At 61.9% G+C, this 13,116-nt stretch carries 14 protein-coding genes; 7 read left to right on the forward strand and 7 right to left on the reverse strand.

Annotation, left to right across the window (positions count from 1 at the left end; genetic code table 11):
* Positions 1–78: 78 nt before the first annotated feature.
* From HX815_RS09680 to HX815_RS09700, 5 genes are read left to right on the forward strand one after another with little or no spacing between them, the layout of a single operon-like run.
* Entirely contained in the window at positions 79–822 is a 744-nt protein-coding gene (locus HX815_RS09680; RefSeq protein WP_023659275.1) for an SURF1 family protein, read from the forward strand.
* Entirely contained in the window at positions 788–1,387 is a 600-nt protein-coding gene (locus HX815_RS09685) for a hypothetical protein (RefSeq protein WP_023659276.1), read from the forward strand. Before HX815_RS09680 ends, HX815_RS09685 begins: the two co-directional genes overlap by 35 nt.
* 10 nt (positions 1,388–1,397) lie before the next feature.
* Positions 1,398–2,477 (forward strand): heme A synthase, encoded by a 1,080-nt coding sequence (locus HX815_RS09690; protein WP_177028120.1) that lies wholly within the window; start codon positions 1,398–1,400, stop codon positions 2,475–2,477.
* Positions 2,465–3,364 (forward strand): heme o synthase, encoded by a 900-nt coding sequence (gene cyoE / locus HX815_RS09695; RefSeq protein ID WP_003214839.1) that lies wholly within the window; start codon positions 2,465–2,467, stop codon positions 3,362–3,364. Before HX815_RS09690 ends, cyoE begins: the two co-directional genes overlap by 13 nt.
* Complete coding sequence (locus HX815_RS09700) at positions 3,361–3,996, forward strand: SCO family protein (RefSeq protein ID WP_003214837.1); 636 nt, start codon at positions 3,361–3,363, stop codon at positions 3,994–3,996. Before cyoE ends, HX815_RS09700 begins: the two co-directional genes overlap by 4 nt.
* A gap of 212 nt (positions 3,997–4,208) precedes the next feature.
* Here HX815_RS09700 and HX815_RS09705 read toward each other — a convergent pair whose 3' ends face one another.
* The 3 genes from HX815_RS09705 to HX815_RS09715 are packed head-to-tail and all read right to left on the reverse strand — an operon-like array spanning position 4,209 to position 6,715.
* On the reverse strand, positions 4,209–4,982 hold the full coding sequence (locus tag HX815_RS09705; protein ID WP_003214835.1) for a MetQ/NlpA family ABC transporter substrate-binding protein: 774 nt from the start codon (positions 4,980–4,982) through the stop codon (positions 4,209–4,211).
* A 51-nt stretch (positions 4,983–5,033) separates the two neighbouring features.
* Complete coding sequence (locus HX815_RS09710) at positions 5,034–5,708, reverse strand: methionine ABC transporter permease (protein ID WP_003214831.1); 675 nt, start codon at positions 5,706–5,708, stop codon at positions 5,034–5,036.
* A complete protein-coding gene (locus tag HX815_RS09715) occupies positions 5,708–6,715 on the reverse strand; it encodes a methionine ABC transporter ATP-binding protein (protein ID WP_003214829.1) in 1,008 nt (335 codons plus the stop codon). The genes HX815_RS09710 and HX815_RS09715 overlap by 1 nt, the downstream gene beginning before the upstream one ends.
* Before the next feature lie 268 nt (positions 6,716–6,983).
* Between HX815_RS09715 and katE the strand changes: the two genes are divergently transcribed.
* A complete protein-coding gene (katE, locus tag HX815_RS09720; RefSeq protein WP_177028121.1) occupies positions 6,984–9,125 on the forward strand; it encodes a catalase HPII in 2,142 nt (713 codons plus the stop codon).
* A gap of 112 nt (positions 9,126–9,237) precedes the next feature.
* Here katE and HX815_RS09725 read toward each other — a convergent pair whose 3' ends face one another.
* Genes HX815_RS09725 through HX815_RS09740 form a run of 4 tightly spaced genes read right to left on the reverse strand, consistent with a single transcriptional unit; the run spans position 9,238 to position 12,043 of the window.
* On the reverse strand, positions 9,238–9,957 hold the full coding sequence (locus HX815_RS09725; protein WP_003214825.1) for a PA5502 family lipoprotein: 720 nt from the start codon (positions 9,955–9,957) through the stop codon (positions 9,238–9,240).
* 37 nt (positions 9,958–9,994) lie between these two features.
* On the reverse strand, positions 9,995–10,783 hold the full coding sequence (znuB, locus tag HX815_RS09730; protein ID WP_003214823.1) for a zinc ABC transporter permease subunit ZnuB: 789 nt from the start codon (positions 10,781–10,783) through the stop codon (positions 9,995–9,997).
* The gene (znuC, locus tag HX815_RS09735) at positions 10,776–11,561 is read right to left on the reverse strand and encodes a zinc ABC transporter ATP-binding protein ZnuC (RefSeq protein WP_008439630.1); all 786 of its coding nucleotides are present in this window, start codon (positions 11,559–11,561) and stop codon (positions 10,776–10,778) included. The genes znuB and znuC overlap by 8 nt, the downstream gene beginning before the upstream one ends.
* Positions 11,561–12,043 carry a Fur family transcriptional regulator gene (locus tag HX815_RS09740; protein ID WP_003214819.1) on the reverse strand — a complete coding sequence of 161 codons (483 nt, stop codon included), beginning with the start codon at positions 12,041–12,043 and terminating at the stop codon, positions 11,561–11,563. The genes znuC and HX815_RS09740 overlap by 1 nt, the downstream gene beginning before the upstream one ends.
* Before the next feature lie 58 nt (positions 12,044–12,101).
* On the opposite strand from HX815_RS09740, the gene HX815_RS09745 reads away from it, so the two are divergent.
* Positions 12,102–13,031 (forward strand): zinc ABC transporter substrate-binding protein, encoded by a 930-nt coding sequence (locus HX815_RS09745; protein ID WP_008439631.1) that lies wholly within the window; start codon positions 12,102–12,104, stop codon positions 13,029–13,031.
* Positions 13,032–13,116: the final 85 nt, after the last annotated feature.

The raw sequence follows: 13,116 nt of genomic DNA on the forward strand, positions 1-13,116 counted from the left end.
CTCCGGGGCTCTTTTTTGGAGGGGGCGAGCAATGAGATTCAGTATAGCCAGCGCAGCACCGACCTCTGCGGCAATGCCATGAAACCCTTTCGCCCCGGTATTGCGCCGACGCTGGTGGTACTCGTGCTGCTGCCGTTACTGGTATTTCTCGGCTTTTGGCAGCTGTCTCGCGGTCACGAAAAACAGGCGCTGCTGGACACTTACGCCGAGCGCCGCGCTGCCGAGCCCATGAGCAGTACGCAACTGCAGGCCACCGAAGATCCGGCGTTCCGTCGTGTGCATTTGCGCGGGCAGTTCGATGCCGAGCACAGCGTGTTGCTGGATAACCGCTTTCGCGACGGCAAGGTCGGTGTGGAGCTACTGCAACCTTTCCATGATCAGGCCAGCGGCGAGTGGCTGTTGCTCAATCGTGGCTGGCTGCCCTGGCCGGACCGCCGTGCACCACCGGTTTTCACCACTCCCGAACAACTGCTGAATCTCGATGCCTGGGTCTATGTGGCGCCTGGCGAGACCTTCCAATTGCATGCCGATCCGGCGGGCGCACAGTGGCCACGATTGTTGACCGCGCTGCATCCCGAGGCGTTGTGGGCCGAGTTGGGTCGCAGCGGATTCGCCTATGAAGTGCGGGCTGAAGCGGGCCCGGCCACCTACGAAACCAGCTGGCCCGTGGTCGCCATGGGCCCGGAAAAACACCTGGGCTATGCCGTGCAGTGGTTCGCCATGGCGGTGGCGCTGTTCGGCCTTTACCTCTACCTCGGATGGCACAACACAAAAAAGGAGAAGCGCCATGGGAGCGGCCATGAATCCACTCAACATGTCTGACACGCCGGCAGCGCCCAATCGGCGCAAGGGCCGCTGGCAACTGATCCTGATCCTGCTGATGGTGGTCGGCCCGATGGTGCTCGCCACCTTTATGTACAAATTGCAGTTCTGGGTGCCGGACAGCCGCAGCTACCACGGCGAGATGATCGGCAATGGCCAGACCCGTGCCGACATTGGCGTGCAGGCTGACGAAGACCGCTGGCAACTGCTGGTCACCGCGCCCACCGCCTGCGCCGCCGACTGCCAGCAACTGGTGTACCTCGCACGCCAACTCCAGATCGGCCTGGGCCGTGATGCCTCCCGCGCCAGCCACGCCCTGGCCAGTGCGCAGCCGGTCAGCACCGCGTATGACGCCAAACTCAAGGCCGAATACCCGCAACTGCAACGCTATTCCCTGGACCTGTCGACCTTCAACAAAGACGCCGCCGCCCAAGGCAGCGGCGATGCCCAGCTGTGGATCGTCGACCCCCACGGCAACCTGGTGCTGCGCTACGACGCCCGGGTCAAGGGCAAGGACCTGCTCAACGACCTGCGCCTGCTGCTGAAACTGTCGAACATCGGATAAGGACACCGTCATGGCCAAACCTGGATTTCGCCTCGCGCTGTTTGCCACCCTGCTGGCCCTGGTCGTGGTGCTGCTGGGCGCCTATACCCGCCTCACCCACGCGGGTCTCGGTTGCCCGGACTGGCCGGGTTGTTATGGCTTTATCAGCGTGCCGAAAAGCGAAGCCCAGTTGGCCCATGCCGAACTGCATTACCCGGACACGCCGGTCGAGGCGGACAAGGGCTGGAACGAGATGACCCACCGTTACTTCGCCGGCACCCTCGGGCTGTTGATCGTGCTGCTGGCGGCGCGCGCGTGGACCCATCGGCATCATCCGGGCCAGCCGTTGAAGCTGCCGTTGTTCCTGTTGGCGGTGGTGTTCGCCCAGGCAGCGTTTGGCATGTGGACGGTGACGCTGAAGCTCTGGCCGCAAGTGGTCACCGGGCATTTATTGGGCGGGTTTGCGACGTTGAGCCTGCTGTTCTTGCTGACGCTGCGATTGTCCGGCGTATTGCCGGCGCTGATCGTGCCCAGGCGTTTGCAGTATTGGGCCACGGCCGGGCTGGTGCTGGTGATCGGCCAGATCGCGCTGGGTGGATGGGTCAGCTCCAACTACGCAGCCGTGGCGTGTATCGACCTGCCGACCTGTCACGGGCAATGGTGGCCGGCGGCGGATTTCGCCAATGGCTTTCACCTGACCCAGCATATCGGCCCCAATTACCTCGGCGGGCAACTGGACAGTGATGCGCGCACGGCGATTCACCTCACCCACCGGATTGGCGCGCTGCTGGTCACTGTCGTGTTGCTGGGCCTGGCCTGGCAGCTCAAGGTGGTCGGCATGACCCGCCTGGCGGGCCTGTTGCTGATCGCCCTGGCGGCGCAACTCTGCCTGGGCCTGAGTAACGTGTACTTCCACCTGCCGCTGCCGGTTGCGGTCGCGCATAACGCCGGCGGCGCGGCGTTGCTGCTGACGCTGGTGCTGGTCAATTACCACGCCCGCACCAGCCTGGTTCGGGTGCGACATCAGTTGCCGTTCGGCTGGCGCTTCAGCCCGCGTAAACACGTGTCGGGCCTCATGACCATTAAAGGAGAGATGCCATGGCGACCTTGATCAGCGAGCGTCACAGCCAGGCGATCTGGCGTGACTATCTGGAGCTGACCAAGCCAAAAGTGGTGGTGCTGATGCTCATCACCTCGCTGGTGGGCATGTTCCTCGCCACCCGCGCGGGGGTACCGTGGCCGGTGCTGATTTTCGGCAACTTGGGGATCGCGCTGTGTGCCGGCGGCGCGGCGGCGGTCAACCATGTGGTGGACCGGCGCATCGATGCGCTGATGGCGCGTACCCATAAGCGCCCGCTGGCGGAAGGGCGCGTATCGCCTGTGGCGGCGCTTGTTTTTGCGATGGTGCTGGCGGTTGCCGGGCTGGCGCTGCTGCTGGCGTTTACCAATCCGCTGGCCGCCTGGCTGACCCTGGCCTCGCTGTTGGGTTATGCGGTGATCTACACCGGCTTTCTCAAGCGTGCGACGCCGCAGAACATCGTTATCGGCGGCCTCGCCGGCGCCGCGCCGCCGTTGCTGGGCTGGGTCGCCGTCACCGGCCACGTCAGCGCCGAGCCTCTGTTGCTGGTGCTGATCATCTTCGCCTGGACCCCGCCGCACTTCTGGGCCCTGGCGATTCACCGCAAGGAGGAATATGCCAAGGCCGACATCCCGATGCTGCCCGTGACCCACGGCGAGCACTACACCAAGGTGCATATCCTGCTCTACACCTTCGCCTTGCTGGCGGTCAGCCTGATGCCCTATGTCATCCACATGAGCGGCATGCTGTACCTGGTGTGCGCACTGGTTCTGGGCGGGCGCTTTCTGCAATGGGCCTGGGTGCTGTACCGTGGCAGTCGGCCGCACGCGGCGATCAACACCTTCAAGTACTCTATCGGGTACCTGTTCATGCTGTTTATCGCCCTGCTCGTAGACCATTACCTATTGTTGAACCTATGACTCGAACTCAAAAAACTGTCTTCATTCTGGTGGCCATTGTCGCGTTGATCATGGGCCTGACCGTCAACAAAGTCCTGAGTGGCAAAGGCCAGGGCGACCCGACGGCCTTGATCGATGCCGGCATCATCCTGCTGCCGCAAAGCCGCCAGTTGCCACCGGTGACCATGACCAACCAGGACGGCCAGCCGGTGGTGGTCAACGAGCTGAAAGGCAAGTGGAGCGTGCTGTTCTTCGGCTACACCTTCTGCCCGGACATCTGTCCAACCACCCTCGCCCAGCTGCGGCAGATCAAGAGCGAGCTGCCCAAGGACGTTGTGGATAAGTTGCAGGTGATTTTGGTCAGCGTTGACCCGAACCGCGATACGCCAGCGCAGCTCAAGCAGTACCTGGGCTACTTCGATCCACAGTTCGAGGGCCTGACCGGTGCGAATGTGGACGATGTGCAGAAGGTTTCGAATGCGGTGAGCATTCCGTTTATTCCGGCAGACACCAGCAAGCCCAACTACACCGTCGACCACAGCGGCAACCTCGCGCTGATCGGGCCGGACGGCACCCAGCGCGGGTTTATCCGGGCGCCGTTGAACAACCAGAAGCTGGTAGCGCAGTTCCCGGGGTTGTTGCAGCGTAAATAAGCTTGCCGACCATTTTCTGAGCGACACAAATCAAATGTGGGAGCGGGCTTGCTCGCGAAGGCGGTGTGTCAGTCAACAGATGTATCGACTGAACCACCGCCTTCGCGAGCAAGCCCGCTCCCACATTGGTTTGGATCGTTCCCACGCTCTGCGTGGGAATGCCGCACTGGACGCTCTGCGTCCGCTTTTTCGATCGGGGTTTCGGCCTTGGATCAGAACGCCGGCAGGATCGCGCCTTTGTACTTCTCAAGAATGAACGCTTTCACTTCCGGGGTGTGCAGGGCTGCTACCAGCTTCTTCACCGCGTCCGAATCCTTGTTGTCTTCGCGGGTCACCAGGATGTTCACGTAAGGCGAGTCGTTGCCTTCAATCACCAGTGCGTCCTTGGACGGGTCCAGCTTGGCTTCCAGGGCGTAGTTGGTGTTGATCAGCGCCAGGTCGACCTGGGTCAGCACGCGCGGCAGGGTGGCGGCTTCCAGTTCGCGGAATTTCAGACCTTTCGGGTTTTCAGTGATGTCCTTGATGGTCGACAGGATGTTGGTCGGGTCCTTCAGGGTGATCAGGTTGTGCTTGGCCAGCAGCAACAGCGCACGGCCGCCGTTGGTGGCGTCGTTCGGGATCACGACGTTGGCGCCGCTTGGCAGGTCTTCCAGCTTCTTGTACTTGCTGGAGTAGGCGCCCAGAGGCTCCAGGTGCACAGCGCCAACGCTCACCAGGTGAGTGCCCTTGGCTTTGTTGAACTCATCCAGGTACGGCTGGTGCTGGAAGAAGTTGGCGTCCAGGCGCTTTTCGGCTACCTGTACGTTTGGCTGAACGTAGTCGGTGAAGACTTTGACCTGCAGGTCCACGCCTTCCTTGGCCAGAGCCGGCTTCACGAATTCGAGGATTTCAGCGTGCGGCACCGGGGACGCGGCCACGGTGAGGGTTTCGGCGGCGTGGGCGGAGAACGCGGCAACGGCGGCGAAAGCAACCAGTAGTTTTTTCATTCAACAAGCTCCTTGTTCGGGAATTGGCCGGCTTAACGCCGGCAATAGCCGTTATTTTCGAGAAAAGTGCACCACCAGCTTGTCGCCGACGGTTTGCAGAATTTGTACCAGGATCAGCAGCAGCACCACGGTGACCACCATCACGTCGGTCTGGAAGCGCTGATAACCGAAGCGGATCGCCAAGTCACCCAGGCCACCGGCACCCACTACACCGGCCATGGCCGTGTAGGAAACCAGTGTAATCGCCGTCACCGTAATCGCCGCGAAGATGCCGGGGCGGGCTTCGGGCAGCAACGCGTTGGTAATGATCTGGCGAGTGGTCGCGCCCATGGCCTGGGTCGCTTCGATAATCCCGCGGTCCACTTCACGCAGCGCGGTTTCCACCAGGCGCGCAAAGAACGGCGTGGCACCCACCACCAGTGGCGGAATTGCACCGGCAACACCCAGCGAGGTGCCGGTGATCAGCACCGTGAACGGGATCATTACGATCAACAGGATAATGAACGGCAGCGAACGCAGGATGTTCACCACCAGCGACAACAGCGCATAAACATTCTTTTGTTCGAACAGCTGACGCGGGCTGCACAGGAACAGCAGCACGCCCAACGGCAAGCCCAGCAATACAGTGAACAGCAGCGAGCCGAACAGCATGGTCATGGTGTCGCCGGTGGCGAGCAGGATTTCCGACCAGTCGATGTTCGAGAAAAAGCTCAAGAGGATTTCCATTAGCGCAGCACCTCCATATGGACGTCTGCCGCGGTGAAGGCGGCGAAGGCGGCCTCCATGTCACCGCCGGTGACGGCGAGGGTCAGTTGCCCGTAGGGAATGTCTTTGATGCGGTCGATACGACCGGCGAGGATGCTGTAGTCCACACCCGTGTCGCGGGCGACGGTACCCAGCAGCGGCGCGTAGGTCGCTTCGCCCTGGAACGTCAGGCGCACGATGCGCCCCGGTACATGGGCGAAGTCATCACGCTGTTCGCCTTCGTCGACTTGCTCGGATTCCTGCACGAAGCGCTTGGTGGTCGGGTGCTTGGGGTGCAGGAATACGTCGGCGACGGTGCCTTGCTCGACGATCACGCCGGCGTCCATCACGGCCACGTGGTCGCACACGCGGCGGATCACGTCCATTTCATGAGTGATCAGCACGATGGTCAGCTTCAGCTCGCGGTTGATCTCGGCCAGCAGTTGCAGCACCGAGGCGGTGGTCTGCGGGTCGAGGGCGCTGGTGGCTTCGTCGCACAGCAGAATCTTTGGCTTGGTGGCCAGGGCGCGGGCGATGCCGACGCGCTGCTTCTGGCCGCCAGACAACTGCGCCGGGTACTTCTTGGCATGGTCGGACAGGCCGACCCGCGCCAGCAATTCGGCCACGCGTAGGTCGATTTCCTTGCGGGAAAGTTCGCCCGCGAGGGTCAGCGGCAGCGCCACGTTGTCGGCAACGGTCTTGGATGCCAGCAGGTTGAAGTGCTGGAAGATCATCCCGACCTGTTGCCGGAAACGGCGCAGGCCGTTGGCGTCGAGGGCGGTGACTTCTTCGTCATCGACCTTGATCTGGCCGCCGCTGGGTTGCTCCAGGCGGTTGATCAGACGCAGCAAAGTACTTTTTCCCGCACCGGAATGGCCGATCAGACCAAACACCTGGCCATTTTCGACGCGCAGGTTGGTGGGATGCAGTGCGGGGATATCCTTACCGGCGACCCGGTAGGTTTTATGGACGTTATGAAACTCGATCACGTAGCGAACCTTGTGGGGCGCATTAAAAAGGGATCAGCGGTTAGCCGGGCGCGCATTTTAGCCTGTCCGTATAGCGTTTCTTAGCATTTATTTCTCATCCGACCAGCGATTTGGCAATAACGCGATCAAAGGTCATAAAAAAGGAACGGTACAAAACCGTGTCAGTCACTACATAAGCAACTCGAAACTCCCAGGTGCCGTGCCTGGGGTTTTGCTCAAGAAGAGCCGGGGATCGCTCTGGCCTACGCAAACGAGGAGTTTTTGTCTGATGAGTACTAAAAAGCCAGTTACCCCGCCCAAGAGCGAACTTGCGGGCACCGACACTCTGGACCGTGGCAACACCAACGCCAAGCTGCAAAGCCTGGAAACATTCCGCTCCGACGCGACGGGCCAGGCGCTGCGCACCAACCAGGGCGTGAAGGTTTCCGATAACCAGAACAGCTTGAAGGTCGGCTCCCGTGGCCCATCGCTGCTGGAAGACTTCATCATGCGTGAAAAAATCACGCACTTTGACCATGAGCGGATCCCGGAACGTATCGTTCATGCTCGGGGTACCGGTGCCCACGGCTATTTCCAGACCTATGAAAATCATTCGGCGCTGACCAAGGCCGGGTTCCTGCGTAACCCGGAACATAAAACCCCGGTATTTGCGCGCTTCTCCACGGTTCAGGGGCCTCGCGGTTCCGGCGATACCGTGCGTGACGTGCGTGGTTTTGCCGTGAAGTTCTTCACCGACGAAGGCAACTTCGACCTGGTGGGCAACAACATGCCGGTGTTTTTCATTCAGGACGCGATCAAGTTTCCTGACTTCGTGCATGCGGTAAAACCTGAGCCCCACAACGAGATTCCTACCGGCGGCTCAGCCCACGATACGTTCTGGGATTTTGTCTCGCTGCAGCCGGAGTCGGCGCACATGGTGATCTGGGCCATGTCTGACCGGGCGATCCCGAAAAGCCTGCGAACCATGCAGGGGTTTGGCGTGCACACCTTCCGCCTGGTGAATGCCGAGGGCAAATCCAACTTCGTCAAATTCCACTGGCGGCCTACCGTCGGCACCTGCTCCCTGGTGTGGGACGAGGCGCAGAAGCTGGCGGGCAAAGACACGGACTTCCACCGTCGTGACCTGTGGGAATCCATTGAAAGTGGCGATTACCCGGAGTGGGAATTGGGCGTGCAGATCATCGCCGAAGAGGACGAGCATAAGTTCGACTTCGATATTCTCGACCCGACCAAGCTGATCCCCGAAGAGCTGGTGCCGATCACGCCGTTGGGCAAGATGGTGCTCAACCGCAACCCGGACAACTACTTTGCCGAGACCGAGCAAGTGGCGTTCTGCCCGGGGCATATCGTGCCGGGCATCGACTTTTCCAATGACCCGCTGCTGCAAGGCCGTCTGTTTTCCTACACCGATACGCAGATCAGCCGACTCGGCGGGCCGAACTTTCACGAGTTGCCGATCAACCGTCCGGTAGCGCCGTTCCATAACGGCCAGCGCGATGCCATGCACCGCACCACCATCGACAAGGGTCGCGCGTCCTACGAGCCGAACTCGATTGATGGCGGCTGGCCGAAAGAAACTCCGCCCGCGGCGCAGGACGGTGGTTTTGAGACGTATCCGGAGCGCATTGATGCCCACAAGATCCGTGAGCGCAGCGAGTCGTTCGGCGATCACTTCTCCCAGGCGCGCCTGTTTTTTCGCAGCATGAGCAAGCACGAGCAGGAGCACATCATCGCCGCCTACAGCTTTGAACTGGGCAAGGTGGAGCGTGAGTTTATTCGCGCTCGCCAGGTGAACGAGATCCTCGCCAACATCGACTTGGAACTGGCCAAGCGTGTGGCGCAGAACCTGGGCTTGCCAGCACCGACTAAAGGTACGGTGCCAGAGCGCAAGACGTCTCCGGAACGCTCGCCAGCGTTGAGCCAGGCCAATTTGCTGTCGGGTGATATCAAGACCCGCAAGGTGGCGATTCTGGCGGCGAACGGTGTTGATGGTGCGGAGATTGATGCCTTGAAGAAGGCGCTTGAGGCCGCAGGTGCGCATGCGAAGTTGCTGGGGCCTACCTCGGCGCCGGTAACGACGGCGGATGGCAAGAGCCTGCCGGTGGATGCTTCCATGGAAGGCTTGCCTTCGGTGGCGTTCGATGCGGTGTTTGTGCCGGGTGGCGCCAAGTCGGTTCAGGCGTTGAGCGCTGATGGTGTGGCGTTGCATTACCTGCTGGAGGCCTACAAGCACTTGAAAGCAATTGCCCTGGCCGGTGAGGCGAAGCAGTTGCTGGATGTGCTGAAGCTTGAGGCGGATGCGGGCTTGATTGTGGGCGGCGACGCGAAGGCGTTTAAGGCGTTCTTTGCGGCGATTGCCCAGCATCGGGTCTGGGATCGGGAGCCGAAGGCTAAAGCTGTTCCGGCTTAAGGTATCGGTTGTTTGTTAGATCGCTTTCGCGAGCAAGCCCGCTCCCACATTTGACCGCATTCCAAAGTTGGAACTCGGTTAAATGTGGGAGCGGGCTTGCTCGCGAATGGCGTTATTCAGTCTTACGCGGAATCAGCACGACCTGCGCCGGAACCTTCTTCAGGATCTGCCGGTGAATCTTCAGGTCATACCCCGAATCGATGCGCTTCACCCGTTTGGTCAGCAACGTGGCCAGCCATGGGTAATCTTCGGTGCGCGGTGCCTGGATGCTCACATCGCACTGGTAATTCACCACATCGGTGGCGATCTCATCCAGTTGATGGCGCAGCGCCTCGATATCGGTGAGGTTCAGCGCAACCGTAGTGCTTGGCGCTGCCGGGTCGATGACCTTGGCCGGCGGCTTGGCTTCGGCGGCTTTCAGGGCGGCCTCGGCTTTGTCCAGCTCGACTTTACGGGCATGGGCGATCGCACTGTTGACGCCACCGGTCAGCGCCGGAGCCTTGGGCATCAATGCCCGTGCGCGGCTCAGGGCCGTCGCGGCAGCGTTGACATCACCCTTTTGCAGGACGATCTGGCTGCGCTGCAAATAGGCTTCGGCCAGTTGGCGCTGATAAGGCTCCAGCGCCGGATCGTTGGGCGACTGGGCCTGCAAGGCGGCCAGCTCGTCTTCGGCGGTGGCCAGTTCACTGCTGGCGAGGTTTTGCTCCAGCTGTGCGATGGCCGCAGCACGTGCGTCCGGCGCCTGGGGGGCGGCGGGCGGGGTGCTTTGGCAGGCGCCCAGCAGCAAGGAAAATGCGGCAAGGAGCAGATAACGGGCGTTGAACAGCTTCATTCCTGCGACTCTCTAATTGCGCAAAAAGCGAGCAAGTCTACACCCCACGACGGGGCAGGACAAAACTCAGCAGAAACAGGGCGGCCGCCGTGACCACAATCGACGGCCCGGCCGGGGTGTCCTTGAACCAGGACAGCGCCAGGCCACCACACACCGCGAGCATCCCCAGAAGGCTGGCGCCGAGCGCCATTTGCTCCGGCGAGCGGGCGTGACGCTGGGCCGCAGCAGCCGGGATGATCAGCAGCGATGTGATCAACAATACGCCGACAATCTTCATCGCGACAGCGATCACCACGGCGATCAGCAGCATCAGGGTCATGCGCAGCGCCGCCACGGGCAAGCCTTCGACGGTGGCCAGTTCTTCGTGAACGGTGATCGCCAGCAGCGGGCGCCACAGCGTCACCAGCAGCACCAGCACTGCCGCGCTGCCGCCTAGAATCCACGCCAGGTCGGTGGGGCTGATCGCCAGCAGGTCGCCGAACAGGTAGGCCATCAGGTCGATGCGCACTTCATGCATGAAGCTCAGCACCACCAGGCCCAGGGACAAGGTGCTTGGGGCCAGGATGCCCAGCAGGGTATCGGAGGCCAGAGGCTGACGCTGTTGCAGGGTCACCAGCAGCACAGCCAGCAGCAGGCAGCCGACGGTGACGGCAATGGTCGGGCTCACATCCAGCAGAAATCCCATGGCCACGCCCAGCAGCGCAGCGTGGGACAGGGTGTCGCCAAAATAGGCCATGCGCCGCCAGACCACGAACGAGCCCAGTGGGCCCGCCACCAGCGCCAGAGCCAAGCCTGCCAGCAGGGCGTAGAGCAGAAAATCAGCCATGCTTGCAGCTATCTCCATGAACGTGGGTGTGGGATGCGGTGGAGTCATCGACTACAGCGCCATGCAGGTCATGGGCATGGTCGTGATGGTGGTGGTAGATCGCCAGGCTCTGGGCGTTCTTGCCGAACAGCTCGACAAAAGCCGGATCGCCGCTGACTTGTTCCGGGTGGCCGGAACAGCACACGTGACGATTGAGGCACACCACCTGGTCGGTGGTGCTCATCACCAGGTGCAGGTCGTGGGAGACCATCAGCACGCCGCAACCATGGCGGTCCCGCAGGCGGGTGATCAGGCTGTACAGCTCGGCCTGGCCGGCGACGTCGACGCCCTGCACGGGTTCATCCAGTACCAGCAATTCCGGCTCGCGCAGCAGGGCGCGGGCCAGCAGCACTCGCTGCATTTCGCCGCCGGAGATGCTTTGCACCGGGCTGTCGATCACCTGTTCGGCGCCCACTTCCTTGAGGGCGGACTGTGCGCGGGCACGGTCGACACCGGGCACCAGGCGCAGGAAGCGCAGCACCGAGAGGGGCAAGGTCGGGTCCACATGCAGCTTCTGCGGCATGTAGCCGACCCGCAGCCTCGGCTTGCGCCACACGCTGCCGCTGTCGGGCTTGAGCAGGCCGAGTACGGCGCGCACCAGGGTGGTCTTGCCGGCACCGTTGGGGCCGATCAGCGTGACGATCTGACCTGGCTCGACGCTCAGGGCGATGTTGTCCAGCACGTTTTGCCCGGCGAACGTGACCCCGACCTGCTCCAGGCGGATTAACGCAGTGCTCATCAAGCCCCCTGGCAGCCCGAGCACACACCGACGACTTCGACGGTTTGCCCTTCGACCTTGAAGCCGACGTCGCCGGCGCTCTTGATGATGCTGTCGCTGATGCTTTTTTGCTCAAGTTCGATGGCGGCGTGGCATTCGCGGCAAATCAGGAACTGGCCCTGGTGCGCGTGTTCCGGGTGGTTGCAGCCGACAAAGGCGTTGAGCGACGAGATGCGGTGCACCAGGCCGTTGTCCAGCAGGAAATCCAGCGCGCGGTACACCGTGGGCGGCGCGGCGCGGCGGCCGTCCTGCTCGCTGAGCACGCCGAGGATGTCGTAGGCACCCAGCGGCTTGTGGCTTTGCCACACCAGCTCCAGCACCCGGCGACGCAGGGCGGTCAGGCGCAGCCCTTGGCGCGCGCACAGTGCGTCGGCCTCTGACAGTGCGCTGTGCACGCAGTGAGAGTGGTCATGGGGACGGCTGGCAAGCGGTGTTTTAGGCATGAGCGGCGACAGATATTTGTGAGAGACGTTATTATGTTACCTGTTCCTGCCTCCTTGAGTGGTCATCGTGTCCAGACTTTTTCCCGTTTTTGTCGTATTTGTCACCAGTTTGCTGCTTGCCGGTGCCGCTCAGGCGGAGGTTCGGGTGCTGACCAGTATCAAACCGTTACAACTGATTGCTGCTGCTGTGCAGGATGGCGTGGCGATTCCCGAGGTATTGCTGCCGCCGGGCGCTTCGCCGCATAACTATGCGTTGCGCCCTTCCGACGTACGGCGCGTGCAGTCAGTGGACCTGCTGTATTGGATCGGCCCGGACATGGAAAGCTTTCTGCCGCGTGTCTTGAAAGGCCGCAGCTTGCCGACGGTTGCGGTGCAGGACCTTCCGGGAATGAAACTGCGTCGGTTCGCCGAAGATAGCCACTCCCATGCTGAAGATGCCGACGAACATGATCATGACCATCGCCCGGGCAGCCTGGATGCGCATTTGTGGCTGTCGACGGTCAACGCCCGGGTGATTGCGAACCGCATGGCGGCGGATCTCAGCGCTGCCGACCCGGCGAACGCCGAGCGTTACCAGAGCAACGTGAAGGCCTTTGATGGCCGTATGGATGCACTGGACGCGCGCTTGAAGGCACGTATGGCGGACGTCGCCGGCAAGCCGTACTTCGTGTTCCATGAAGCCTTCGATTACTTCGAAGATGCCTACGGCCTCAAGCACACCGGGGTGTTCAGTGTGGCCGCAGAAGTGCAGCCGGGTGCCCAGCATGTGGCAGCGATGCGTACGCGTTTGCAGGAAGTGGGCAAGACTTGTGTGTTCAGCGAGCCGCCGTTGCGCCCGCGCCTTGCGGAAACGCTGGTGGCGGGTTTGCCGGTGAAGCTGGCGGAGCTGGATGCGTTGGGCGGCTACACGCCGGCCTCCGCCCAGGGGTATGAGCAGGTGCTGGAGAAGCTGGGGAATGACCTGGCTGGGTGCCTGGAGTCGCTCTGACAGACGCCGCATAACCACTGTGGGAGCGGGCTTGCTCGCGAATGCGGTGGATCAGTCAGCGCATCTGGTGACTGAAACTCCGCAT

It is taken from the genome of Pseudomonas sp. E6002, from assembly GCF_013385565.1.
Classification (GTDB): domain Bacteria; phylum Pseudomonadota; class Gammaproteobacteria; order Pseudomonadales; family Pseudomonadaceae; genus Aquipseudomonas.

Excerpts from the sequence above, each read along its gene's own strand:
- HX815_RS09705 (WP_003214835.1), bottom strand. The coding sequence starts at position 4,982 with ATGAAAAAACTACTGGTTGCTTTCGCCGCCGTTGCCGCGTTCTCCGCC.
- katE (WP_177028121.1), top strand. The coding sequence starts at position 6,984 with ATGAGTACTAAAAAGCCAGTTACCCCGCCCAAGAGCGAACTTGCGGGC.
- cyoE (WP_003214839.1), top strand. The coding sequence starts at position 2,465 with ATGGCGACCTTGATCAGCGAGCGTCACAGCCAGGCGATCTGGCGTGAC.
- HX815_RS09740 (WP_003214819.1), bottom strand. The coding sequence starts at position 12,043 with ATGCCTAAAACACCGCTTGCCAGCCGTCCCCATGACCACTCTCACTGC.
- HX815_RS09690 (WP_177028120.1), top strand. The coding sequence starts at position 1,398 with ATGGCCAAACCTGGATTTCGCCTCGCGCTGTTTGCCACCCTGCTGGCC.
- HX815_RS09700 (WP_003214837.1), top strand. The coding sequence starts at position 3,361 with ATGACTCGAACTCAAAAAACTGTCTTCATTCTGGTGGCCATTGTCGCG.
- HX815_RS09680 (WP_023659275.1), top strand. The coding sequence starts at position 79 with ATGAAACCCTTTCGCCCCGGTATTGCGCCGACGCTGGTGGTACTCGTG.
- znuB (WP_003214823.1), bottom strand. The coding sequence starts at position 10,783 with ATGGCTGATTTTCTGCTCTACGCCCTGCTGGCAGGCTTGGCTCTGGCG.
- HX815_RS09725 (WP_003214825.1), bottom strand. The coding sequence starts at position 9,957 with ATGAAGCTGTTCAACGCCCGTTATCTGCTCCTTGCCGCATTTTCCTTG.
- znuC (WP_008439630.1), bottom strand. The coding sequence starts at position 11,561 with ATGAGCACTGCGTTAATCCGCCTGGAGCAGGTCGGGGTCACGTTCGCC.
- HX815_RS09685 (WP_023659276.1), top strand. The coding sequence starts at position 788 with ATGGGAGCGGCCATGAATCCACTCAACATGTCTGACACGCCGGCAGCG.
- HX815_RS09710 (WP_003214831.1), bottom strand. The coding sequence starts at position 5,708 with ATGGAAATCCTCTTGAGCTTTTTCTCGAACATCGACTGGTCGGAAATC.